We start from the raw sequence: 23,612 nt of genomic DNA, 5'->3' as shown, positions 1-23,612 counted from the left end.
CTCAGGCGCTCTCGGCGCGCACCGTGTCCAGCGCGCGCTGCAGGTCCTCGGGGTAGGAGCTCTCGAACTCGACCCAGCGGCCGTCCTCGGGGTGCTCGAAGCCGAGCCGCACGGCGTGCAGCCACTGGCGGGTGAGCTTGAGGCGCTTGGCGAGGGTCGGGTCGGCGCCGTAGGTGAGGTCGCCGACGCAGGGGTGGCGGTGGGCGGCCATGTGCACGCGGATCTGGTGCGTCCGGCCGGTCTCCAGCTTCACGTCCAGCAGGCTGGCCGCGCGGAACGCCTCGATCAGGTCGTAGTGGGTGACCGAGGGCTTGCCCTCGGCGGTGACGGCCCACTTGTAGTCGTGGTTGGGGTGACGGCCGATGGGGGCGTCGATGGTGCCGCTCATCGGATCGGGGTGCCCCTGGACCAGCGTGTGGTAGCGCTTGTCGACCGTGCGCTCGCGGAACTGCTGCTTGAGCAGGGTGTAGGCGCGCTCGGACTTGGCGACGACCATCAGGCCGGAGGTGCCGACGTCCAGGCGGTGCACGATGCCCTGGCGCTCGGCCGCGCCGGAGGTGGAGATGCGGTAGCCCGCGGCGGCCAGGCCGCCGATGACCGTCGGGCCCGTCCAGCCGGGGCTGGGGTGGGCCGCCACGCCGACCGGCTTGACGATCACGACGATGTCGTCGTCGTCATGGACGATCTCCATGCCCTCGACGGGCTCGGCGACGATCTGCACCGGGGCGGGCGCGGCGGGCATCTCGACCTCGAGCCAGGCCCCGCCGGTCACGCGGTCGGACTTCCCGGCCACCGCCCCGTCCAGCTGGACCTTGCCCGCGGCCGCCAGCTCGGCCGCCTTGGTGCGGGAAAAGCCGAACATACGGGCGATGGCGGCGTCGACGCGCTCGCCCTCCAGGCCGTCGGGTACGGGCAGGGCGCGGATCTCGGGAATGGTGCTCACCCGTCGAGTATGACGGACGGGTGCGACACCCCCGCCCCGGGCTCAGTCCTGGTGGACCGTGCCGTCCGGGTCCAGACCGCGGAAGGACAGGATCACGATCAGGAAGCCGCCGCAGACGATCGCGGAGTCCGCGAGGTTGAAGACCGCGAAGTGTGCGGGCGCGATGAAGTCGACGACACCGCCCTCGAAGCCGCCCGGGGCGCGGAACAGGCGGTCCGTGAGGTTGCCCAGCGCGCCGCCGAGCAGCAGGCCCAGCGCGATCGCCCACGGCAGGCTGTAGAGCTTGCGGGCGATCCGCGCGATCACCACGATCACGGCGGAGGCGATCACCGTGAAGACGATCGTCATCGCCTCGCCGATGCCGAAGGCGGCACCGCGGTTGCGGACCACCTCCAGCTGCAGCCAGGTGCCGAACACCTCGATCGGGTCGTGGTGCTCCAGCTTCGCGACCACGAACAGCTTGCTGCCGAGGTCCAGCAGATAGGCGAACGCGGCCACCGCCAGGAGTACCCCGATGCGCCGCCCGCCCTTGGCCGCGGTCGGTTCCGCGGCCTCCGGCGTGCCGGTGGTGGTCTGTTCCGCCTCTGTCACGTGAGTCCTTCGACGTCGTCCAGGTCGCCAGGGCCTGCCTGACTGAGGACGAGGGTACGGCACGCCCGTGCGACGGGGTCAGCGGCGTTCCTGGCGTTGTTTGCACTCCACGCACAGGGTGGCCCGGGGGAACGCCTGCATGCGGGCCTTGCCGATGGGCTTCCCGCAGTTCTCGCAGAGGCCGTACGTGCCCGAGTCGAGCCGTTCCAGCGCCCGCTCGGTCTGGTCCAGCATCTCCCGGGCGTTCGCCGCCAGGGCCAGCTCGTGCTCCCGGGTGATGTTCTTGGTGCCGGTGTCGGCCTGGTCGTCGCCCGCGCCGTCGCCCGAGTCCCGCATCAGGCCGGTGATCGCCTCCTCCGAGTGGGCGATCTCCGCCCGCAGCCGCAGCACCTCGCTCTGCAGCTCCGTCCGGGCCTCGGCCACCTCGCCCGGCGACCAGGGCTCCTCCCCCGGCCGCACGGCCAGCTCGCCGGGCGCCGCGGGTCCCGTACGGGCCCCCGGCACCTTCCCGGCGGCCTGTGTCCCGTCCATCGTCTTCTTCGCAGCCACCGTCCTGGCTCCCGTCTTCTTCGCGGGCACCGCCCTCTGGGCAGGTGCGGCCTTCTCGATGGGGTCGGTCTTCCCGGCGGAGCCCGCCCCCGTGACAGAACCCGCGCCACCGCCACTGCCTGCGGCACGCTTACCGGCTGCCCGGGGTGCGCCCTCCTCGGCGGGCGCCGCCGTCCCACCGGAGGAGGCGGGACCCGCCGTCTTGCCTGCGGCACGCTTGCCGGTCGCCCGGGTGGCACCCTCCGCGGCGGGTGCCGCCGCGCGACCGGAGGAGGCGGGGCTCGCCGGGGCCTTCTTGCCTGCGGCACGCTTGCGGGTCGCCGGGGTGGCACCCTCCCGGACAGGTGCCGCCGCGGCGGCCTTCTTCCCTGCCGCATGCTTGCCGCTCGCCCGGGTGGCGCCCTCCCCGGCGGGTGCCGCCGCGCCACCGGAGGACGCGGGGCCCGCCGGGGCCTTCTTGCCTGCGGCACGCTTGCCGACCGCCGGGGTGGCACCCTCCACGGCAGGTGCCGCCGCCGTGCCGCCGGAGGAGGCGAGGCCCGCCGGGGCGGCCGCCGCCTTCTTCTTGCTCGCGGTCTTCTTCCCGGACGCGGCGGCGGCGCGCTCCTCGGCGGCCGTCGGCGGAGCCGTGGCGGCTTTCCCGGCGGCCGTCTTCTTGGCCGTGGCGGCCTTCTTCGCCGCCGCGGCCGCCTTCCCGGTAGACGCCTTCTTCGCCGCTCTCCCGGCCGGAGCGGAGGCCTTCGCCGCCTTGCTCGCCGCGGGCGGCACCTTCTTGGCCGGGGCGGCTTCGCCCGCGGCAGACGCCGGCGTCTTCCCCCGAGCGGTCGCCTTCACTGCCGCCTTCTTGGCAGACCCGGTCGCACCCCCGGCGGCCGTCTTCTCAGCCGAGGCAGCCTTCTCCGCAGCCTTCCCGCCCTCGCCCGCCTCGGCGGCCTTGCCCGCGGCAGACGACGACGTCCTCGCCGGCACGGACGTCCTGGCCGCCTTCCCGCCGCCCCCGACGTTACGCGCCGACGGCGCCTTCTTCGCCGCGGTCCCGCCGCCTCCGGCGGCCTTGGCGGCTTCGGCGGCCTTGGCGGCGGTCTTTCCGGCAGCCCCCGCGGCAGCGGCCCCGCGGGCCTTCCCCTTCGCGGAAGCGGCGCCCGCGTCCGCGCCCGCGTCCGCGCCCGCGTCCGCTGCCGCTCTCTTCGCCACCATGACCGCGGCCCCTTCACATTTTATGATCTTGCGCGCGAATCGTGCCGGAACGATAAAACTCCACCGGGCACGCGGCAACGGGGCACGCCGGTCTCCTCGGTTGTGCCCCGCCCCCGGCCCTGTAATCGGACTGCTCCCGTCCCCCGCCCGGCCCCGGCCGAAACCGGTGGGCCGCGTCCGGTCCGGCCCCGTACACTGGGCCGCAGCGAAAGGCGTGGAAGGGACGAGTAGCGCCGCACGCAGTCTGCAGCGACCCGGGGACGGTGGGAGCCCGGGGGCGTGCGCGGTGTGAAGATCACCCCTGAGCCGCCGGAAGAACGCCCCCGGACACCCCGGCGGGTCAGTAGAGCCGGCATCGCGGCCCAATGAGGGGGCCCGGGCGCGAGCGCCCGCGGCCAAGGAGGGTGGTACCGCGGGAGGCGCACCGCACGGCGCATCTCGTCCCTCCGACGGACAGCGCAATGACGTTCCGCCGGAGGAAGCCTCATATGAGTCCCCAGCCGCAGTACCACCAGGTACCCGCCCAGGTGGACCTGCCCGCCCTGGAGCACGCCGTGCTCGAGTTCTGGCGCGAGAGCAAGGTCTTCGCCCGTAGCCTCGAGCAGTCCGAGGGCCGCCCCGAGTGGGTGTTCTACGAGGGCCCGCCCACCGCCAACGGCATGCCGGGCGCCCACCACATCGAGGCCCGCGTCTTCAAGGACGTCTTCCCCCGCTTCCGCACGATGCAGGGCTACCACGTCGGCCGCAAGGCCGGCTGGGACTGCCACGGCCTGCCGGTGGAGCTCGCGGTGGAGAAGGAGCTGGGCTTCTCGGGCAAGCAGGACATCGAGGCGTACGGCATCGCGGCCTTCAACGACAAGTGCCGCGAGTCCGTCACCCGCCACACGGACGCCTTCGCCGAGCTCACCACCCGCATGGGCTACTGGGTCGACCTGGACGACGCCTACCGCACGATGGACCCGGACTACGTCCAGTCCGTGTGGTGGTCGCTGAAGGAGATCTTCAACAAGGGCCTGCTGGTCCAGGACCACCGCGTGGCCCCCTGGTGCCCCCGCTGCGGCACCGGCCTGTCGGACCACGAGCTGGCCCAGGGCTACGAGACGGTCGTCGACCCCTCCGTCTTCGTCCGCTTCCCGCTGACCTCCGGCCCGCTCGCGGGCGAGGCCTCGCTGCTGGTGTGGACGACCACCCCGTGGACCCTGGTCTCCAACACGGCCGCCGCCGCGCACCCCGACGTCACCTACGTCGTGGCCACCGACGGCACCGAGAAGCTGGTCGTCGCCGAGCAGCTGCTGGAGAAGGCGCTCGGCGAGGGCTGGACGGCCACCGGTCGGTCCTTCACCGGCCGCGAGATGGAGCGCTGGGCCTACCGCCGCCCGTTCGACCTGGTCGAGCTGGAGGGCGCCAACTTCGTCGTCAACGCCGAGTACGTCACCACCGAGGACGGCACGGGTCTGGTCCACCAGGCGCCCGCCTTCGGTGAGGACGACCTCAGGACCTGCCGCGCCTACGGCCTGCCGGTCGTCAACCCGGTCCGCCCGGACGGCACCTTCGAGGAGGGCCTCGGCCTCGTCGGCGGCCAGTTCTTCAAGAAGGCCGACGAGAAGCTCGTCGCGGACCTCACCGAGCGCGGCCTGCTCTTCAAGCACATCGCCTACGAGCACAGCTACCCGCACTGCTGGCGCTGCCACACCGCGCTGCTCTACTACGCGCAGCCGTCCTGGTACATCCGCACCACCGCGGTCAAGGACCGGCTGCTCCAGGAGAACGAGAAGACCAACTGGTTCCCCGAGTCGGTCAAGCACGGCCGCTTCGGCGACTGGCTGAACAACAACATCGACTGGGCGCTCTCCCGCAACCGCTACTGGGGCACACCGCTGCCCATCTGGCGCTGCGAGGACAACCACCTCACCTGCGTCGGCTCCCTGGCCGAGCTCTCCGAGCTCACCGGCACCGACCAGAGCGGCCTGGACCCGCACCGCCCCTACATCGACGACGTCACCTTCACCTGCACCGCCGAGGGCTGCGCCCACACGGCCGTGCGCGTGCCGGAGGTCATCGACGCCTGGTACGACTCGGGCTCGATGCCGTTCGCGCAGTGGGGCTACCCGTACAAGAACAAGGAGCTCTTCGAGCAGCGCTACCCGGCGCAGTTCATCTCGGAGGCCATCGACCAGACCCGCGGCTGGTTCTACACCCTGATGGCCGTCGGCACCCTCGTCTTCGACAAGTCGTCGTACGAGAACGTCGTCTGCCTGGGCCACATCCTCGCCGAGGACGGCCGGAAGATGTCCAAGCACCTGGGCAACATCCTCCAGCCGATCCCCCTGATGGACCAGCACGGCGCCGACGCGGTCCGCTGGTTCATGGCGGCCGGCGGCTCCCCGTGGGCCGCGCGCCGCGTGGGCCACGGCACCATCCAGGAGGTCGTCCGCAAGACGCTCCTCACGTACTGGAACACGGTCGCCTTCCAGGCGCTGTACGCCCGTACGACCGGCTGGGCCCCGTCCGCCGCGGACCCGGCCCCGGCCGACCGCCCGCTGCTGGACCGCTGGCTGCTCGGCGAGCTCAACGCCCTGGTCGGCCAGGTCACCGAGGCCATGGAGGCCTACGACACCCAGCGGGCCGGCAAGCTGCTGTCCTCCTTCGTCGACGACCTGTCCAACTGGTACGTGCGCCGCTCGCGCCGCCGGTTCTGGCAGGGTGACGCGGCCGCGCTGCGCACCCTCCACGAGGTCGTCGAGACCGTCACCCGCCTGATGGCCCCGCTGGTGCCGTTCATCACCGAGCGCGTCTGGCAGGACCTCGTGGTCCCCGTCGACCCGCAGGCCCCCGAGTCGGTCCACCTGGCCACCTGGCCGGTGGCGGACGCAGCCCTCGTCGACCCGAAGCTCTCGCAGCAGATGCTGCTCGTGCGGCGCCTGGTCGAGCTGGGCCGCGCCACCCGCGCGGAGTCCGGCGTCAAGACCCGTCAGCCGCTCTCCCGCGCGCTGGTGGCCTCGGCCGGCTTCGACGAGCTGGGCCCCGAGCTGCGCGCCCAGATCGCCGAGGAGCTCAACGTCTCCTCCCTCGCCTCCCTCTCGGAGGTCGGCGGCTCGCTCGTCGACACGACGGCCAAGGCGAACTTCCGTGCCCTGGGCAAGCGGTTCGGCAAGGGCGTCCAGGCGGTCGCCAAGGCCGTCGCCGGGGCCGACGCCGCGGCGCTGTCGCTGGCCCTGCGCGAGGGCACGGCCTCGGTCGAGGTGGACGGCGAGACGGTCACCCTCTCCCCCGACGAGGTCATCATCACCGAAACGCCCCGCGAGGGCTGGTCGGTGGCCTCGGACTCGGGCGCGACGGTGGCCCTGGACCTGGAGATCACCCCGGAGCTGCGCCGCGCGGGCCTCGCCCGCGACGCCGTCCGGCTCATCCAGGAGGCCCGGAAGAACAGCGGCCTCGACGTCGCCGACCGGATCGCCGTGCGCTGGGAGTCGGCGGCCGAGGAAGTCCGCACCGCCCTCTCGGAGCACGCCTCCCTGATTGCCGACGAGGTCCTGGCCACGGACTTCGCCGCGGGCGAGGCCGACGGATCCTACGGTGAGCCTTTCACCGACGAAGCGCTTTCGCTGACGTTCCGTCTCCGGAAGACGACCGAGGCCTGATAAAACCGGCAATGGCCGGGCGAGGATTTCCCTCGCCCGGCCATTGCCATATGTCGTATTGACCGACATCCGTACGGAAATGCAGAGCGCATAAAGGGCCGGGCCCCTGGGAATCCCAGGGGCCCGGCCCTTTATGACTGCCGACCGACCGACTGCCGACTAGCGGCCGGACGGGCGCCTCAGTTGTCGTCCTCGTCGATGAGGAAGCCCCGCATGGGGGACGGCGCCTGCTGCATCGGCTGCTGGCCCTGCGGCCGCACCGGTGCCATCGGCTGGGTCATCGCCGGGGACATCTGCTGCTGGCCGCCGTAGGACGGACCACCCATGGAGGAGTTGCCGCCCATCGAGGTGTTGCCACCCATGGACGGGTTGCCGCCCATGCTGTGACCGCCCATGCCCGCACCTGCCGGAGCCATCGACCCGCTCATCGAGGGGGCCGCGGGCAGCGACGGGGTGTTGGGGTTGCGGGGCGGGGCCAGCGAGTCGTCCGCCTGGTTCTCCAGCTGACGCAGCTGGCTCTCCAGGTAGGACTTCAGACGGGTGCGGTACTCGCGCTCGAAGCCGCGCAGGTCCTCGACCTTGCGCTCCAGCGTGGCGCGGGCGGACTCCAGGGAGCCCATCGCCACGCGGTGCTTCTCCTGCGCGTCCCGCTCCAGGGCGTCGGCCTTGGCGCGGGCGTCCCGCTCCAGGCCCTCGGCCCGGCTGCGCGCCTCGCCGACGATCTTGTTGGCCTCGGAACGGGCCTCCGCGATCGCCTGGTCGGCGGTCTGCTGAGCGAGCGAGAGCACACGGGCGGCGCTGTCACCGCCCGGGCCCTGGCCCGGCTGCGGCAGCTGCGGGCCGCCCATGGGGCCGTTCTGACCCATGGGGTTCTGCCCCATGGGACCGTTCTGCCCCATTCCGTTCTGGCCCATGGGGCCAGGACCGTTCTGACCCATGGGACCGCCCATGGGGCCGCCCATCGGACCGTTCTGACCCATGGGGCCGGGACCGTTCTGACCCATCGGGCCGGGACCGTGCGGACCCTGGGGACCGTGGCCGTGACCGCTGGGGCCGGCCGGAAGCTGCGGGGCACCGCCCGGCAGCTGCGGCGGGCCGCCCATCTGCTGCTGCTGCGGCACCGGCTGCGGTCCGGATATGGCGGCGGGCACCGGAGCCCCGCCGGGTCGCTGGTCCTGCGGCTCGGGCTTGCGCATGCCCTGCTGCTGGTTCTGCGCGGCGGCACGCGTGGCGGCGGCCAGCTTGGCGCGCAGGTCCTCGTTCTCGCGGAGCAGACGGGTCAGTTCGGCCTCGACCTCGTCCAGGAAGGCATCGACCTCGTCCTCGTCATAGCCTTCTCGGAGACGGACGGTCGTGAACTGCTTGTTCCGCACGTCCTCGGGGGTCAACGGCATCTCTTCTTCACCTCAACGTAGTCGTCGGCAATCGGCAAGACCGTATCGTTCACACCTGCTCCACGACGCGGATCAGGATGAAGACGATAATCATCAATACGAAGAAGGACAGGTCGAGCGCCACGCCCCCGAGACGCAGCGGCGGAATGAACCGCCGCAGAAGCTTGAGTGGCGGATCGGTGACAGTGTAGGTGGCCTCAAGGATGACCACCATCGCCTTACCGGGTTGCCATGAGCGAGCGAACTGGAAGACGTAATCCATCACCAGCCGGAAGATCAGTACAAACAGGAAGCAATACAGCGCGATGTAGATCACCTGCAGTGCGATGCTCATTCCCGCGCTTCCCTCTCCCCTTGCTCGTACCCGGCCTGTTCGGCCGTCATTCTCCCGGTATCGCCAGGTATTGCGTCTCAGCTCTGATTGAAGAACCCACCCTCTGCGATGCGGGCCTTGTCCTCCGCCGTGACATCGACGTTAGCAGGAGACAGCAGGAACACCTTCTGCGTCACCCGCTCGATGCTGCCGTGGAGACCGAAGACGAGGCCGGCGGCGAAGTCGACAAGTCGCTTCGCATCCGTGTCGTCCATCTCCGTCAGATTCATGATCACCGGGGTGCCCTCGCGGAAGTGTTCCCCGATGGTACGGGCTTCGTTGTAGGTCCGGGGGTGCAACGTCGTGATGCGGTAGGGCTCCCGCTCGGACACAACCTTGGGCATGATCACCGGTGCGTTCTTCTCCAGAGAGTGGCGTTCGGGTGTGATGGACGCCACGGGGGCGATTCGGGCGGGTCGTCCCGTTTCCGCTGTGAGCGGAGCGGGTTCGCGCTGTGCAGGCGGCTGGGCGACTCGAACCGGTTCGTCCGATTGCGTCTGTTGTGCGAGGTGTTGCTGATGCTGCTGCCTGCGTCGGTCGGGCTCCGGCTCGGGTTCGAACTCGTCGTCGGGGTCGAACCCCGGGCCGTCGTACCCATCGTCCTCCACGAGGCCGAGGTAGACCGCCATCTTGCGCATCGCGCCGGCCATTCTCTGCGTCCTCCGCTCTGTGGTGGATCGGCTCCGTCAACGGCGCCTTGGATCCACGCGGTCTGCCCGCCTTCTGGCGGGAATGACCATATTTTTTGCTGTGGTCCGACTTCTTGGCGACGTTACCCGAGCCTGGGTCGGACTCCGAGTACCGCCGATCCGACACGTACATGTGTCGCCCCGGCGGCCACGGCGTCATCCAGATCCGCGCTCATCCCTGCTGACACCATGTTCGCAGCAGGATGGGCCGCGCGCAGGCCCGTTGAGATTTCCATCAGGCGGTCGAAGGCGGCCCGCGGCCGTCCGGCATATGGTCCGACGAGCGGAGCGACCGTCATGAGGCCCGCGGGGCGCAGGCCTTCGGCCCCGGCGAGCGCGTCGGCCAGTTCTGCCACACCGTCAGGAGCGACTCCGCCCCTTTCGCTGCGTTTTCCGGGTTCGCCCGACTCTGCGTCAAGTGCCACCTGAATCAGGCAGTCCAGGGTCCGGCCGGCCTTGGCGGCCGCCGCGGAGAGTGCGGTGACGAGCCGGGTCCGGTCGACCGAATGCACAAAGTCGGCATAACCGGCCACCGAACGCACCTTGTTCGTCTGCAATTGTCCGACGAAGTGCCAGGTGAGGGGCAGGTCCGCGCACTCGGCCGCCTTCGGCGCCGCGTCCTGGTCGCGGTTCTCGGCGACGTGGCGCACCCCGAGCTCGGCGAGGAGTCGCACGTCACTCGCGGGGTAGGTCTTGGTGACCACGATCAGGGTCACGTCCTCGCGCGGGCGGCCCGCCGCGGCGCACGCCGCGGAGATACGTTCCTCCACGCGGGCCAGGTTGTCGGCGAGTTCCGTTCTCCGGTCCGTCACAGTCCTCAGTCCAACCAGACATAGCTAGCAAGTCGCCCCGTAGTGCGCTCGCGCCGGTACGAGAAGTGATCAGCCGACTCCAGCGTGCAGATGTGAGATTGTCCGCTCATCGTCACGCCGAGCCGGGCGAGTTGGGCGCGCACCCCCGCGGCCACGTCCACGGCCGGGGTGCCCTGCCGGGTGGTGGCCCAGGCCTCGGGCACGACCTCGGCGACCTCGGCCCGCATCGCCTCGGGCACCTCGTAGCACAGGCCGCAGACCGCGGGGCCGGTGTGCGCGAGGATCCGGGCGGGGTCCGCGCCGAGAGTGATCATCATCTCGACGGTCGCGGGAACCACCCCCGCCACCAGGCCCGGGCGGCCGGCGTGGGCCGCGCCCACGACTCCGGCGACCGGGTCGGCGAGGAGCACCGGGGTGCAGTCCGCGGTCAGGACCGCGAGGGCCAGACCCCGGCGGGCGGTCACCACCCCGTCGACCGCGGGGATCCCGGCGCTCCGCCAGGGGCCGTCGACCACGGCCACGTCCCGGCCGTGCACCTGGTTCATCCAGACGACGTCCGCCGGGTCGAGGCCGAGCGACTTCGCCGCGCGCTCCCGGTTGGCCCGGACGGCGGCCGGGTCGTCGCCGACCGCGCCGCCCAGGTTGAGCTCGTCATACGGAGCGGCGCTCACCCCGCCCCACCTGTCGGTGAAGGCGAAGTGCGCGCCGCTCTCGTGCTGATCGTGCGACACAGCTTCCGATGTCACTGCGTGCTGTTGTCCTATGCCGCTCACTCGCTCGTACGTCCTACTTGAGGAAGTCCGGAACGTCCAGTTCCTCGGCGGTCGAGTCCTGGTACGGACGGGCCGGCGGGACCTGCGGGGAGGAGACCGGCGGCGGCGGGAGCTCGTTGACCGGCACCGGGTCGGCCGCGGGCTCCTCGGTGCGCGGGGTCACGCTGCCCAGCCCGCCGAAGGACGGGCGGGAGGGCTCGGCCGGGGTGGCCGGACGCGGGGCCGCGGCGGCCGGGGTCTCCTCGCGGCCGGAGCCGTAGGAGGAGCCGAGCACCTTGTCGCGGCTGCCCTTGGCCGGCGGCTGGCCGCCGTCGAAGCCGGCGGCGATAACGGTGACCCGGACCTCGTCGCCCAGGGCGTCGTCGATGACGGCGCCGAAGATGATGTTGGCCTCGGGGTGGGCGGCCTCGCTGACCAGCTGGGCGGCCTCGTTGATCTCGAAGAGACCGAGGTCGGAGCCGCCGGAGATGGAGAGCAGGACGCCGCGGGCGCCGTCGATGGACGCCTCCAGCAGCGGCGAGGAGATCGCCATCTCGGCCGCGGCCACCGCGCGGTCGTCGCCGCGGGCCGAGCCGATGCCCATGAGCGCCGAGCCCGCCTCGGACATCACGGACTTGACGTCGGCGAAGTCGAGGTTGATCAGGCCCGGGGTGGTGATCAGGTCGGTGATGCCCTGGACGCCCGACAGCAGCACCTGGTCCGCGGACTTGAACGCGTCGAGCACGCTCACCTGACGGTCCGAGATGGACAGCAGCCGGTCGTTCGGGATCACGATGAGGGTGTCGACCTCGTCGCGCAGTCCCGCGATGCCGTCCTCCGCCTGGTTCGCACGGCGGCGGCCCTCGAAGGTGAACGGCCGGGTGACCACACCGATCGTCAGGGCGCCCAGCGAACGGGCGATGTTGGCGACCACGGGGGCGCCGCCGGTGCCGGTGCCGCCGCCCTCGCCCGCGGTCACGAAGACCATGTCGGCCCCCTTGAGGACCTCCTCGATCTCCTCGCGGTGGTCCTCGGCGGCCTTGCGGCCGACGTCGGGGTTGGCGCCGGCGCCGAGGCCGCGGGTGAGCTCGCGGCCGACGTCGAGCTTGACGTCGGCGTCGCTCATCAGCAGGGCCTGTGCATCGGTGTTGATCGCGATGAACTCGACGCCCTTGAGACCGACCTCGATCATCCGGTTGATGGCGTTCACGCCACCGCCGCCGATGCCGACGACCTTGATGACTGCGAGGTAGTTCTGCGGTGCTGCCACGTCGAAGGCCTCTCGCCTCGAGTTACGTATGCCTGGGGGACGGTTCAGTGCCGACCCGAACCCTCAACGTGAAGTTTAGGGTTACCGGTGCCGCTGTTCGCTGGGGTTCTCCGAACAGGACACTAAGTCGACAAGCCGCGCGCGTTCAACGAACACGCCGAACCTCCCGTTTTTCTTTTCACCCTATGTGATCACCCATAGCCGTAGCCAGCCAGGGTGCTGCCCGGCCACCCCGGCCGTCAACTCCCCGACGCCGCGGGAGCGCTGGGAGAGCTCACGTCGAAGCGATCGGCACCCCGAGCGGCCTTCAGCAGAGCCGTCAGCGCACGGGCCTTCGCCTCGCCCCGCTCCCCGCTGCCCCACACGACCGTCCGATGGCCCGTCAGCTCCAGGGTGATGGAGTCGTACGAGCGTACGCGGATGGTTCGGGTGTCCGCCCGCACGGCCTCGGGCAGCGCCTCGGCGACCCGCACGCCTTCACGCTCCAGCCGCTCGGGGCCGAACCGGCGCAGGCTGGCCGCCGCGGCGTCCGAGGGTTCCACGGACAGCCGGGGCACACCGCCCGGAGCTTGATCGACTGTTGCGAACCGTACGCCCTCGCCGTCGATTTCGATAAATCTTCCACCCTTTGCGGCGTCCTGGACGATCGCCTTGGGCTGACGCTCGACCACTTTCAGGCCGACCGTGTGCGGCCAGGAACGCTCGACCCTGACCGAGGCGATCCGCGGCAGGGCGTCCCGCAGCCGTTCCTCGATGGCGTCGGTGTCCACGGAGACCAGGGGTCCGCCGAGCCGGACGTCGGCGGCGGAACGGACCTCATCGGGCGTCAGCACGCGGGCGCCGGAAACCTCCACCCGGGTGGCGCGCAGCCAGGTGGAGCCGTAGAGGGCCCATCCGGCGGCACCGCCGGCGAGGACGGCCGCCACCGCCCACAGCACCAGCCGGCGGCCGCGGGGCAGTCTGGAGCGCAGGCCGCCGCGGCGCGGACCGCGCCCGGGCGGCCTCCCGGCCGGCTTCCTGGCCGGCCGGGAGGGAGCGCCGCTCCGGGGCCGCACCGACTTGCTGCTCTTCGCGCCACCGCGCCGTGCGGTCGTCGGTCCGGCCACGCTCCAGCCTCCTGCTCCGGGCGTCAGCCCGCTCTCTTGGCGGCAATCGCCTCGTACACCATGCCGACGAGCAGGTCGTCGGCGTCCCGGCGGCCGAACTCGGAGGCGGCGCGGGACATCTCGTACAGCCGGTGCTGGTCGGCGAGCACCGGGAGCACGTGGCTCTGCACCCACTCGGGCGTCAGCTCGGCGTCGTCCACCAGCAGCCCACCGCCGGCCTTGACCACCGGCTGGGCGTTCAGCCGCTGTTCACCGTTGCCGATGGGCAGCGGGACGTAGGCGGCGGGCAGCCCGACGGCGGACAGCTCGGCGACGGTCATCGCACCCGCGCGGCAGAGCATCATGTCGGCCGCGGCGTACGCGAGGTCCATCCGGTCCACGTACGGTACCGGGATATAGGGCGGCATACCGGGCATGTTGTCCACGCGCGGCAGGTCGTTCTTCGGACCGACCGCGTGCAGCACCTGGATGCCGGCGCGCTGCAGGAACGGGACGACGGCCTGGACGACCTCGTTCAGCCTGCGGGCGCCCTGCGAGCCGCCGGAGACCAGCAGCGTGGGCAGGTTCTGGTCGAGCCCGAAGTACGCCCGCGCCTCGGGCCGGGCGGCGCCGCGGTCCAGGGTGGCGATGGTGCGGCGCAGCGGGATGCCCACGTAGCGGGCGTTGCGCAGCTTGCTGTCCGGGGTGGACACCGCGACCCCGGCGGCGTAGCGCGAGCCGATCTTGTTGGCGAGGCCGGGCCGGGCGTTGGCCTCGTGCACGATGATCGGCACGCCGAGCCGCTTGGCGGCCAGGTAGCCGGGCAGTGCCACGTAGCCGCCGAAGCCGACCACGCAGTCCGCCTTGGTGCGCTCCAGGATCTGCTCGGCCGCCTTGATCGTGCCGCGCAGCCGCCCGGGGACGGTGATCAGCTCGGGTGTGGGCTTGCGGGGCAGCGGTACGGCGGGGATGAGACCGAGCTCATAGCCCCGCTCGGGCACGAGCCGGGTCTCCAGACCCCGCTCCGTGCCGAGCGCCGTGATCCCCACGGTCGGGTCCTGCCTGCGCAGGGCGTCCGCGAGGGCGAGCGCGGGCTCGATGTGGCCGGCGGTCCCCCCACCGGCGAGTACGACATGCACCGAAATTCACCGCTCTCCGGACGGTCGCTTCTTGACGCGCCGTCTCATCGTCTTCCATCTCACCCCAGGCTGCCGCATGGCCAGCGCCGCCCGCGCACCGGGTTCGTCGCGTGCGAAGGCGATCAGCAGCCCGATGGCGAACATGGTCGGCAGCAGGGCGGACCCTCCGTAGGAGAACAGCGGCAGGGGGACACCGGCGATCGGCAGCAGGCCGAGCACCGCACCGATGTTGACCACGGCCTGGGCCGTGATCCAGGTGGTCACACCTCCCGCGGCGTACCTCACGAAGGGGTCCTCCGTGCGTCCGGCCACGCGGATACCCGCATAGCCTAGAGCCGCGAAGAGGGCGAGTACCGACAGCGTCCCCGCCAGGCCCAGCTCCTCACCGGTGATGGCGAAGATGAAGTCGGTGTGAGGTTCGGGGAGTTCGCCCCATTTCTCCACGCTCGCCCCCAGCCCGGCACCGAACCAGCCGCCGTTGGCCAGCGCGTAGATTCCGTGCACGGCCTGCCAGCACTGGTCGTGGTTGCCGGGGTCGGTGGCCCCGATGCAGGCCAGCCGGGACATCCGGTTGGCGCTGGTCTTGATGAACAGGACGGCCAGCACGGCGGTGACCCCGAAGACCCCGGCGAACAGCCGGGTGGGCGCCCCGGCCACCCACAGCAGCCCGAGCAGCACCGTGGTGAGCACCACGGTGGTCCCCATGTCGCCGCCGAGCATGATCAGGCCGAGCAGCACGAAGGTGACGGGCACCAGCGGCACCAGCAGGTGCTTCCACTGGGTGAGCAGCTTCTTGGACTGCTTGCGGGCCAGCAGGTCCGCGCCCCACAGCACCAGCGCGAGCTTGGCGAACTCGCTCGGCTGGAGCTGGAAGGGGCCGCCGAGGGAGATCCAGTTGGTGTTGCCGTTGATGGTCTCGCCGATGCCGGGCACCTGCACCAGGCAGAGCAGGAAGAGCGAGCCGGCGAGCGCGGGGTAGGCGAAGACGCGCAGCAGGCGCACGGGCATGCGCGCGGCCAGGAGCAGCATGACGGCGCCGATCGCGGCGGCCAGCAGCTGCTTGCGGAAAAAGTAGGTGGGCGGCAGGCCGTTCTGCAGTGCCTTGATCTGGGAGGCCGAGTAGACCATGACGAGGCCGAGCACGGTGATCAGCAGGGAGCCGCCCATCACCAGGTAGTACGCGGTCAGGGGACGGTCCCAGGCGCGCTTGGCGCGCCTGTGGAGCTGCCTGAGGCCCCCCAGCAGGCTGCCGCGGCCCGGCCCGGGGCCGCCGGGCCCGCCGCGGCCCGCGCCGCCTCCACGGCCCGCTGCCGGGCGCGGACGGGCCGTCCGCGGGGGTCCGGAGCGTGCGACGGGGCCGCGCAGGGCCGTCCAAGGGCCGGACGGCCTCAGGGTGTCGTCCGCGTGCATCCGGGTGTCCCCTTCGCTGGTCTCCGGCGGCGTACGGCTGCACCGTTCCGTCGGGACCGGCCGGGAGGTTCCCCGGATCCGAGGAACCTCCCGGCCGTCACAAGGAGCCGTGCCGCTAGGCGCCCGCGCCGCCGGTCTCCTGGCCGGCCAGGTCCCGGACCGCCTCGGCGAAGGCCTCGCCGCGCTTGTTGTAGTCGGTGAACATGTCCATCGAGGCGCAGGCCGGGGCCATGAGCACGGTGTCCCCCGGCCCGGCGAGCCGTGCGGCTTCCCGCACCGCCGCGGCCATCGCCCCAGTGTCGGTCCGGTCGAGGTCGACCACCGGGACATCCGGGGCGTGTCGCGCCAGCGCTTCCGCGATCAGGGCACGGTCGGCCCCGATGAGGACGACGCCGCGCAGCCGCTTGGCGGCCTTGGTGACCAGACTGTCGAAGGTGGCGCCCTTGGCGAGCCCGCCGGCGATCCACACGATCGACTCGTACGCCGCGAGGGACGCCTCGGCGGCGTGGGTGTTCGTGGCCTTGGAGTCGTCCACGTACGCGACGCCGGCGACGTCCGCGACGTGCGCGATCCGGTGGGCGTCCGGCCGGAAGGCGCGCAGGCCCTCCCGTACGGCCGCGGGCTCGACGCCGAAGGCCCGGGCGAGGGCCGCGGCCGCGAGGGCGTTGGCGACGTTGTGCGGGGCCGCGGGCTTCACGTCGGAGACCTCGGCGAGCTCCTGCGCGGTGGTCTGCCGGTCCGCCACGAAGGCCCGGTCCACGAGGATGCCCTCGACGACGCCGAGCATGGACGGGCCGGGGGCGCCGAGGGTGAAGCCGATCGCGCGGCAGCCCTCCTCGACGTCGGCCTGGCGGACCAGGTGCTCGGTGGCGGGGTCGGCGGCGTTGTAGACGCAGGCGACCTGGTTGCCCTCGTAGATCCGGCCCTTGTCGGCGGCGTACTCCCGCATGGAGCCGTGCCAGTCGAGGTGGTCGGGGGCGAGGTTCAGGACGGCCGCGGAGTGGGCGCGGACGGACGGCGCCCAGTGGAGCTGGTAGCTGGAGAGCTCGACGGCGAGGACGTCGTACTCCTCCTCGCCCAGCACCACGTCGATGATCGGCGTGCCGATGTTGCCGACGGCCCGCGTGCGCAGGCCCGCGGCCGCGAGGATCGAGGCGAGCATCTGGACCGTGGTGGTCTTGCCGTTGGTGCCGGTGACCGCGAGCCAGGCGGCCGGCTTGCGGCCGCTCTCGCCGCGCAGGCGCCAGGCGATCTCCACGTCGCCCACGACCTCCACGCCCGCCTCCGCGGCGGCCGCGAACAGCGGGCTCGACGGCTTCCAGCCGGGGGAGGTGACGACGAGCTCCGTGCCCTCGGGCAGGGTCTCCGCGTCGCCGAGGCGGACGGCGATGCCCTCGGCCTCGACGGCCGCGGCGCGCTCGCGCAGCTGCGGGCTGTCGCCGCCGTCGACGACGGTCACCCGGGCGCCGAGGCCGGCCAGGGCGCGGGCGGCGCTGATGCCGCTCACGCCGAGGCCGGCGACGGTGATGTTCTTGCCGCTCCAGGCGGCGGAGGGGAGCGTCACTTGATGGCCAGCCATCCCGCGTAGAAGATTCCGAGGCCGATGGCCACGCACAGGCCCTGGATGATCCAGAAGCGGACCACCACGAGGACTTCGCTCCACCCCTTGAGTTCGAAGTGGTGCTGGAGCGGGGCCATCCGGAAGACCCGCTTCCCGGTGAGGCGGAAGGAGCCCACCTGGATGATCACCGACAGGGTGATCAGCACGAAGAGGCCGCCCAGGAGGGCGAGCAGCAGCTCGGTGCGCGAGCAGATCGCGAGGCCCGCGAGGGCGCCGCCGAGGGCCAGCGAGCCGGTGTCGCCCATGAAGATCTTGGCGGGCGAGGTGTTCCACCACAGGAAGCCGAAGCAGGAGCCCATCAGGGCCGAGGCGACGACGGCGAGGTCGAGTGGATCGCGTACCTCGTAGCAGCCGGAGCCGGCGGTCAGCGGGTTGCCGCAGGACTGGCCGTGCTGCCAGGTGCCGATGAAGACGTAGGCGCCGAAGACCATCACGGAGGCGCCGGTGGCCAGGCCGTCGAGGCCGTCGGTGAGGTTCACGCCGTTCGACATCGCGAGGATCATGAACAGCGCCCACACCACGAAGATGACCGGGCCGACGGACCAGCCGAAGTCCTGGGTGAAGGAGAGCCGGGTGGAGGCCGGGGTCTGGCCGCGGGTGTCCGCGAACTGCAGGGCCAGGACCGCGAAGGCGATGCCGACGATCAGCTGGCCGGCCATCTTCGCCTTGGCCCGCAGGCCCAGGCTCCGCTGCTTGACGATCTTGATGTAGTCGTCGAGGAAGCCGACGAGACCCATGCCCGCCGTCAGGAACAGCACCAGCAGACCGGAGAAGGTCGGCTCGTGGCTGGTGATGACCTTCGTCAGCGCGTAGGCGATCAGCGTGGCCAGGATGAAGGCGATGCCACCCATGGTGGGCGTGCCCTTCTTCCCGGCGTGGCCGCGCGGGCCGTCGTCGCGGATGAACTGGCCGTAGCCCTTGCGGGCGAGGAACTTGATCAGCAGCGGGGTGCCGATGAGGGTCAGGAAGAGACCGATGACACCCGCGAAGAGGATCTGGTTCATCAGCCGGCGACCTCACCGTCGACGGCGAGCAGCTGCTCGGCCACCCGCTCCAGCCCCACCGACCTGGACGCCTTCACCAGCACGACGTCACCCGGGCGCAGCTCGCTGCGCAACAGGTCGACCGCCGCCTGCGCGTCGGACACGTGCACCGACTCCTCACCCCACGAACCCTCGTTATAGGCGCCCATCTGCAGCCAGGCCGCTTCCCTGCCCCCGACTGCCACGAGCTTGCCGACATTGAGCCGGACGGCGAGCCGTCCGACCGCGTCGTGCTCGGCGAGTGACTCCTCGCCGAGTTCGGCCATCCGACCGAGCACCGCCCACGTGCGGGCCCCCTTCGCCGTTGCGGCGGCGCCCATGGCGGCCAGCGCGCGCAGCGCGGCTCGCATGGACTCGGGGTTGGCGTTGTAGGCGTCGTTGACGATCGTCACGCCGTCCGCGCGCTCGGTGACCTCCATCCGCCAGCGGGAGAGCTGGCCGGCCTCGGAGAGCGCGGTGGCGATCTCTGTCACGGGCATGCCCAGCTCATGGGCGACGGCGGCGGCGGCGAGCGCGTTCGACACGTGGTGCTCACCGTACAGCCGCATGGTCACGGCGGCGCACCCGGTGGGTGTGTGAAGCGTGAAGGAGGGCTGCCCGGTCGCGGTGAGGCGGACGTCCTCGGCGCGCACGTCGGCGTCGGCGGCCTCGCCGAAGAGGACCGTGCGGGCCTTGGTGCGGTCGCTCATGGCGCGCACCAGGGGGTCGTCGGCGTTGAGCACGGCGACGCCCCCGGCGTCCGCCGCGGGCAGCGCCTCGACGAGCTCGCCCTTGGCCACGGCGATCTGCTCGCGGCCGCCGAACTCGCCGACGTGGGCGGTGCCGACGTTGAGGACGACGCCGATGCGCGGCGGGGTCAGCCCGGTGAGGTAGCGGATGTGGCCGATGCCGCGGGCGCCCATCTCCAGGACGAGGGTGCGGGTCTCGGGGCCGGCGGTCAGGGCCGTCAGCGGCAGCCCGATCTCGTTGTTGAGGGAGCCGGGGGTCCACACGGTGGGGCCGAGCCGCTGCAGCAGCTGGGCGATCAGGTCCTTGGTGCTGGTCTTGCCGGCGGAGCCGGTCAGGGCCACCACGTCGGTGCCGAGCTTGTCCACGACGGCGCGGGCGAGGGCGCCGAGGGCCGCCACGACGTCCGGGACGACGATGGCGGGGACGCCGACGGGGCGGGTGGCCAGGACGGCCACGGCGCCGTCGGCGACGGCCCGCTCGGCGAAGTCGTGGCCGTCGACGCGCTCACCGGCGATGGCGGCGAAGAGGCTGCCGGGCCGTACGTCGCGGGAGTCGCGCACGACCGGGCCTTCGGCCATGCGGCCGGGGTCCGGTATGTCGTGCTGCTGCCCGCCGACGATGGCGGCGATCTCGGCGAGGGACAGAGCGATCACTGAGATTTACCTCCGGCCGTTCGGGAGAGCTTCCGGGGGGAGGGTTGTGCGCGCATGGCGGTCTGTCATCCCTGGTCGTTCCGGTGCGTGGTCAACGAGCGCAGCGCGGCTTCGACGGCCTCGCGCAGCACCTGGCGGTCGTCGAAGGGGCGGACGACGCCGTTGATGTCCTGGCCCTGCTCGTGGCCCTTGCCGAGGATCAGGACGATGTCGTCGGCCTCGGCCCGGGCGACCGCGGCGGCGATCGCGTCGGCCCGGTCCTCCAGCAGCAGGACGGTGCCGCGCTCGTGGACGGGCACCTCGGCGGCGCCCGTGAGCATGGCGGCGAGGATCGCGAGCGGGTCCTCGGAGCGGGGGTTGTCGGAGGTCAGCACGGCGGTGTCGGCGAGCCGGGCGAGGGCTGCGCCCATGGGGGCGCGCTTGGTGGTGTCGCGGTCGCCGCCGCAGCCGAGGACGGCGTGGATGCGGCCGTTGCAGACCTTGCGCAGCGCGCGGAGAACCGATTCGACGGCGTCCGTCTTGTGCGCGTAGTCGACCACGGCCAGGTAGGGCTGGCCGGCGTCGACGCGCTCCAGGCGGCCGGGCACGCCGGGCACGCCGGCGACGCCGTCGGCGGCGGTCTGCGGGTCGATCCCGGCCGCGACGAGGGCCACGACGGCCGCCAGGGTGTTGGCGACGTTGAACGGGCCGGCGAGCGGCGCCTTGGCCCGGACGCGCTCGCCCTGCGGGCCGAGGATCGTGAAGACCGAGTCGAACGGGCCGATCTCGACGTCGGCGGCGCGCCAGTCGGCGTCCGGGTGACCCTCGGCGGAGAACGTGGTCACCGGCACCTCGGACTCGCCGGAAGCGAGCCGGCGGCCGTACTCGTCGTCGAGGTTGACCACGCCGGCGCGGCTGCGGGCCTTGGTGAAGAGCTCCGCCTTGGCCTGGAAGTAGTCCTCCATGCCGGAGTGGAACTCCATGTGCTCCGGGCTGAGGTTGTTGAAGACCGCGACGTCGAAGACGCAGCCGTCGACGCGGCCGAGGCGCAGGGCGTGGCTGGAGACCTCCATGGCCACCGAGCGGACGCCGCGCTCGCGCATGACGGCGAAGAGCGCCTGCAGGTCCGTGGCCTCGGGGGTGGTGCGCTCGGACTTGATCCGCTCGTCGCCGATCCGGGACTCGACGGTGCCGATCAGGCCCGTCAGCGCCCCGGCCGCCCGCAGCCCGCCCTCGATGAGGTACGCGGTGGTGGTCTTGCCGGAGGTGCCCGTGATGCCGATCTGGAGCAGTTCCTCACCCGGACGGCCGTAGATCGTGGCGGCCAGCTCGCCCATGACGGCGCGCGGGCCGGCCACGGTGAGCACGGGCAGCCCGGTGGCCGCGGCGCGCTCGGCGCCGGCGGGGTCGGTCAGCACGGCGACGGCGCCGAGGCTCGCGGCCTGGGCCGCGAAGTCGGCGCCGTGGAAGCGGGCGCCGGGCAGGGCGGCGTAGACGTCGCCCGGCCGCACGGCCCGTGAGTCGTGGGTGATGCCGGTGACGGCGGCCCCGGAGCCCTGCGGCGCGGGGATGCCCAGCTGACCGGCCAGCTCCGCCAGGGGCGCGGGGCGGACATGGGTGGGACGGGGCGCACCCGCGGGAACGGCGGGGGCGCCCTGGGGGCTGGTGTGGGACTGATCAGCGTGTGGCACGGCGGTGAGCGTACCGGGCGCACCCGCCCCGTCGCGAAGCGAGGGGCGCCCCGGGCCGCGGTTCCCCGGATCGGGAGTGATGGTCGTCACGGCCGGCCCCGGGCTCACTGGTCGTCGTAGCTCACCGGCAGCCGGGGCGGCTGGGTGCCGGAGGGGGGTACCTGCAGGGTCTTCAGGGCGAACTCCATCACCTGCTTGTAGACGGGTCCGCAGATCTGGCCGCCGAAGTAACTTCCCTTGGTGGGGTTCTGGATGGCGCAGTAGACGGTGACGCGCGGCTGGTCGGCGGGGGCGAAGCCGGCGAAGGAGGCGGTGTAGCCGTGGTAGCGGCCGGTGCGCGGGTCCACCCGGTTGGAGGTGCCGGTCTTCCCCGCGACGCGGTAGCCGGGGATCTTGGCCTTGGTGCCGGTGCCCTCGCGGTCGTCGACGACGGACTCCAGCATCGTGGAGAGCTCCCGGGCGGTGCGGTCGCTGATCACCCGGGTGCGCTCGGGGACGGGCGCGGGGGTGAAGCGGCCGTCGGGGCCCTTGGTGCCGCGGACGAGGGTGGGGCGGATGCGCTCGCCGCCGTTGGCGATCGTGGAGTAGACCGAGGCCGCCTGGACGGCGTTGAGGGACAGGCCCTGGCCGAACGGGATGGTGTACTGCCGGGAGCCCTGCCACTTGGCCGGCTGGGCGAGGATGCCGGGCGTCTCGCCCGGGAAGCCGAGGCCGGTGGGCTCGCCGATGCCGAACTTCCGCAGGTAGGAGTAGAGGACCTGGTTGGCCCGGCCCTGGTCCTTGCCGAGCTGCTCGGCGGCGAGGATGGTGCCGATGTTGCTGGACTTGGCGAGGACGCCGTTGAGGGTCAGGTGCCAGGTCGGGTGGTCGACGTCGTCGGCGAAGGAGCGGTCGGCGCGCGGCAGCCGGTTGGGCACCTCGACGTGGGTCCCGGGGCCGGCCGCGCCCTCCTCCAGGACGGCGGCCATGGTCATCACCTTGCTGACGCTGCCGGGCTCGTAGGCGTCCTGCAGGGCGGCGTTGCCGAGGGCCGCGCTGTCGGCGTGGGCGAGGTCGTTCGGGTCGTAGCCGGGGGCGTTGGCCATGGCCAGGATCTCGCCGGTGCGGTTGTCCTGGACGACGACGTAGCCGCGGTCGGCCCCGGACTCCTGCACCTGCCGGGTGATGGCGCTCTGGGCGGCCCACTGGATGTCCCGGTCGATGGTCAGCTCGATGTCCGAGCCGGGCACGGCGGGCTGCTCCTTGACGTCCCCGGTGGGCACCTGGCGGCCGCCGGACTGGGCGTAGACGAGCTTGCCGTCCTGGCCCGCGAGGACGCGGTCGTACTGCGCCTCGATACCGCCGCCCCCGCGGCCCTCCGCGTTCACGAAGCCCAGTATCCCGGCCGCGAGGCCGCCGTTGGGGTAGACGCGCTTGCTGTGCGGTTCTCTGTTGACCCCGGCGAGGACGTCGGCGCCCTCCTTGTGCTGCGCCCGGGCGGCGGAGGCCTTCTTCAGCTCCTTGATCCGGTTCCAGACCTTGGGGGTCTGCCGGCGGGCCAGGACGACGTACTTCGACTTGGGGTTGGCGGTGAGCTTCTGCTCCAGCACCGAGGGGCGCTCGCCGAGGACGGGCGCGAGCAGGGCGGCGGCCTGCCGGGCCGCGCCCTCCGCCTTGGTCCGCTCGGGGGTCAGCAGGTCGGGGGCCGCGGTGATGTCGTAGGCGTCGACGGTGGTGGCCAGGTCGATGCCGGAGCGGTCGGTGACGGTGCCGCGCTCCGCGGCGAGGGTGACCGGGATGTACCGGTTGACGTTGGCGCGGGCCGCGTAGGCGCTCGCGTCGAAGGCCTGCACCTGCAGCAGCCGGACGGTGAAGACGAGCAGGACGAGCGTGAGCCCGAAGCCGACCAGGCGCAGCCGCGGCCGGGGGCTGCCGAGCTTCAGCGGCCGGTCCCCGGCGGCCTTCAGGCGCGCCGGGCGGGGGCGGGCCTGGGGGCGGGCGGGCTCGGGGACGCGGCGGCGGGCGGGCCCGGACTGCCTGGGGGGCCGGCCCCCGGGGTTCTGCGGCACAGC

18 protein-coding genes are annotated in these 23,612 nt (G+C 72.2%); 1 reads left to right on the top strand and 17 read right to left on the bottom strand.

What is annotated here, in order from left to right:
- Position 1: 1 nt before the first annotated feature.
- The 3 genes from ACFPP6_RS17435 to ACFPP6_RS17425 form a co-directional block, all read right to left on the bottom strand.
- Entirely contained in the window at positions 2 to 943 is a 942-nt protein-coding gene (locus tag ACFPP6_RS17435; protein WP_336009472.1) for an RluA family pseudouridine synthase, read from the bottom strand.
- A gap of 42 nt (positions 944 to 985) precedes the next feature.
- On the bottom strand, positions 986 to 1,534 hold the full coding sequence (lspA, locus tag ACFPP6_RS17430; RefSeq protein ID WP_382042778.1) for a signal peptidase II: 549 nt from the start codon (positions 1,532 to 1,534) through the stop codon (positions 986 to 988).
- A 78-nt stretch (positions 1,535 to 1,612) separates the two neighbouring features.
- A complete protein-coding gene (locus tag ACFPP6_RS17425) occupies positions 1,613 to 3,280 on the bottom strand; it encodes a TraR/DksA family transcriptional regulator (protein ID WP_382042775.1) in 1,668 nt (555 codons plus the stop codon).
- Between the two features lie 488 nt (positions 3,281 to 3,768).
- On the opposite strand from ACFPP6_RS17425, the gene ileS reads away from it, so the two are divergent.
- A complete protein-coding gene (gene ileS / locus ACFPP6_RS17420) occupies positions 3,769 to 6,921 on the top strand; it encodes an isoleucine--tRNA ligase (protein WP_382042772.1) in 3,153 nt (1,050 codons plus the stop codon).
- A gap of 179 nt (positions 6,922 to 7,100) precedes the next feature.
- Here the strand turns inward: ileS and ACFPP6_RS17415 are convergent, their stop codons facing one another.
- The 14 genes from ACFPP6_RS17415 to ACFPP6_RS17350 form a co-directional block, all read right to left on the bottom strand.
- Positions 7,101 to 8,315, bottom strand: a complete 1,215-nt coding sequence (locus ACFPP6_RS17415) for a DivIVA domain-containing protein (RefSeq protein WP_382042768.1) — start codon at positions 8,313 to 8,315, stop codon at positions 7,101 to 7,103.
- A 49-nt stretch (positions 8,316 to 8,364) separates the two neighbouring features.
- On the bottom strand, positions 8,365 to 8,649 hold the full coding sequence (locus ACFPP6_RS17410; protein WP_030364712.1) for a YggT family protein: 285 nt from the start codon (positions 8,647 to 8,649) through the stop codon (positions 8,365 to 8,367).
- Between the two features lie 77 nt (positions 8,650 to 8,726).
- Positions 8,727 to 9,338 carry a cell division protein SepF gene (locus ACFPP6_RS17405; protein ID WP_058044831.1) on the bottom strand — a complete coding sequence of 204 codons (612 nt, stop codon included), beginning with the start codon at positions 9,336 to 9,338 and terminating at the stop codon, positions 8,727 to 8,729.
- Between the two features lie 122 nt (positions 9,339 to 9,460).
- Complete coding sequence (locus ACFPP6_RS17400) at positions 9,461 to 10,189, bottom strand: YggS family pyridoxal phosphate-dependent enzyme (RefSeq protein WP_382042764.1); 729 nt, start codon at positions 10,187 to 10,189, stop codon at positions 9,461 to 9,463.
- A 5-nt stretch (positions 10,190 to 10,194) separates the two neighbouring features.
- Positions 10,195 to 10,920 (bottom strand): peptidoglycan editing factor PgeF, encoded by a 726-nt coding sequence (pgeF, locus tag ACFPP6_RS17395; RefSeq protein WP_382042761.1) that lies wholly within the window; start codon positions 10,918 to 10,920, stop codon positions 10,195 to 10,197.
- Positions 10,921 to 10,975: 55 nt separating this feature from the next.
- Entirely contained in the window at positions 10,976 to 12,211 is a 1,236-nt protein-coding gene (gene ftsZ, locus ACFPP6_RS17390) for a cell division protein FtsZ (protein WP_179080530.1), read from the bottom strand.
- 239 nt (positions 12,212 to 12,450) lie between these two features.
- The gene (locus tag ACFPP6_RS17385; RefSeq protein WP_382042758.1) at positions 12,451 to 13,317 is read right to left on the bottom strand and encodes a cell division protein FtsQ/DivIB; all 867 of its coding nucleotides are present in this window, start codon (positions 13,315 to 13,317) and stop codon (positions 12,451 to 12,453) included.
- Positions 13,318 to 13,340: 23 nt separating this feature from the next.
- Positions 13,341 to 14,435, bottom strand: coding sequence for an undecaprenyldiphospho-muramoylpentapeptide beta-N-acetylglucosaminyltransferase (murG, locus tag ACFPP6_RS17380; RefSeq protein ID WP_168090813.1), 1,095 nt, complete (start codon positions 14,433 to 14,435; stop codon positions 13,341 to 13,343).
- Positions 14,436 to 14,441: 6 nt separating this feature from the next.
- On the bottom strand, positions 14,442 to 15,845 hold the full coding sequence (ftsW, locus tag ACFPP6_RS17375) for a putative lipid II flippase FtsW (RefSeq protein WP_382042755.1): 1,404 nt from the start codon (positions 15,843 to 15,845) through the stop codon (positions 14,442 to 14,444).
- Between the two features lie 115 nt (positions 15,846 to 15,960).
- The gene (gene murD / locus ACFPP6_RS17370) at positions 15,961 to 17,424 is read right to left on the bottom strand and encodes a UDP-N-acetylmuramoyl-L-alanine--D-glutamate ligase (protein WP_382042752.1); all 1,464 of its coding nucleotides are present in this window, start codon (positions 17,422 to 17,424) and stop codon (positions 15,961 to 15,963) included.
- Entirely contained in the window at positions 17,406 to 18,470 is a 1,065-nt protein-coding gene (gene mraY, locus ACFPP6_RS17365; RefSeq protein WP_168090810.1) for a phospho-N-acetylmuramoyl-pentapeptide-transferase, read from the bottom strand. Before mraY ends, murD begins: the two co-directional genes overlap by 19 nt.
- Positions 18,470 to 19,891: a UDP-N-acetylmuramoyl-tripeptide--D-alanyl-D-alanine ligase gene (locus tag ACFPP6_RS17360; protein WP_382042749.1), complete on the bottom strand. Its 1,422-nt coding sequence runs from the start codon at positions 19,889 to 19,891 to the stop codon at positions 18,470 to 18,472. The genes mraY and ACFPP6_RS17360 overlap by 1 nt, the downstream gene beginning before the upstream one ends.
- Positions 19,892 to 19,956: 65 nt before the next feature.
- Positions 19,957 to 21,651, bottom strand: a complete 1,695-nt coding sequence (locus ACFPP6_RS17355; RefSeq protein WP_382042748.1) for a UDP-N-acetylmuramoyl-L-alanyl-D-glutamate--2,6-diaminopimelate ligase — start codon at positions 21,649 to 21,651, stop codon at positions 19,957 to 19,959.
- Positions 21,652 to 21,665: 14 nt separating this feature from the next.
- Entirely contained in the window at positions 21,666 to 23,609 is a 1,944-nt protein-coding gene (locus ACFPP6_RS17350) for a peptidoglycan D,D-transpeptidase FtsI family protein (RefSeq protein ID WP_382042745.1), read from the bottom strand.
- Positions 23,610 to 23,612: the final 3 nt, after the last annotated feature.

The organism is Streptomyces aureoversilis, assembly GCF_042657885.1.
Classification (GTDB): domain Bacteria; phylum Actinomycetota; class Actinomycetes; order Streptomycetales; family Streptomycetaceae; genus Streptomyces; species Streptomyces aureoversilis.
This window is presented reverse-complemented; position numbering and strand designations above follow the sequence as displayed.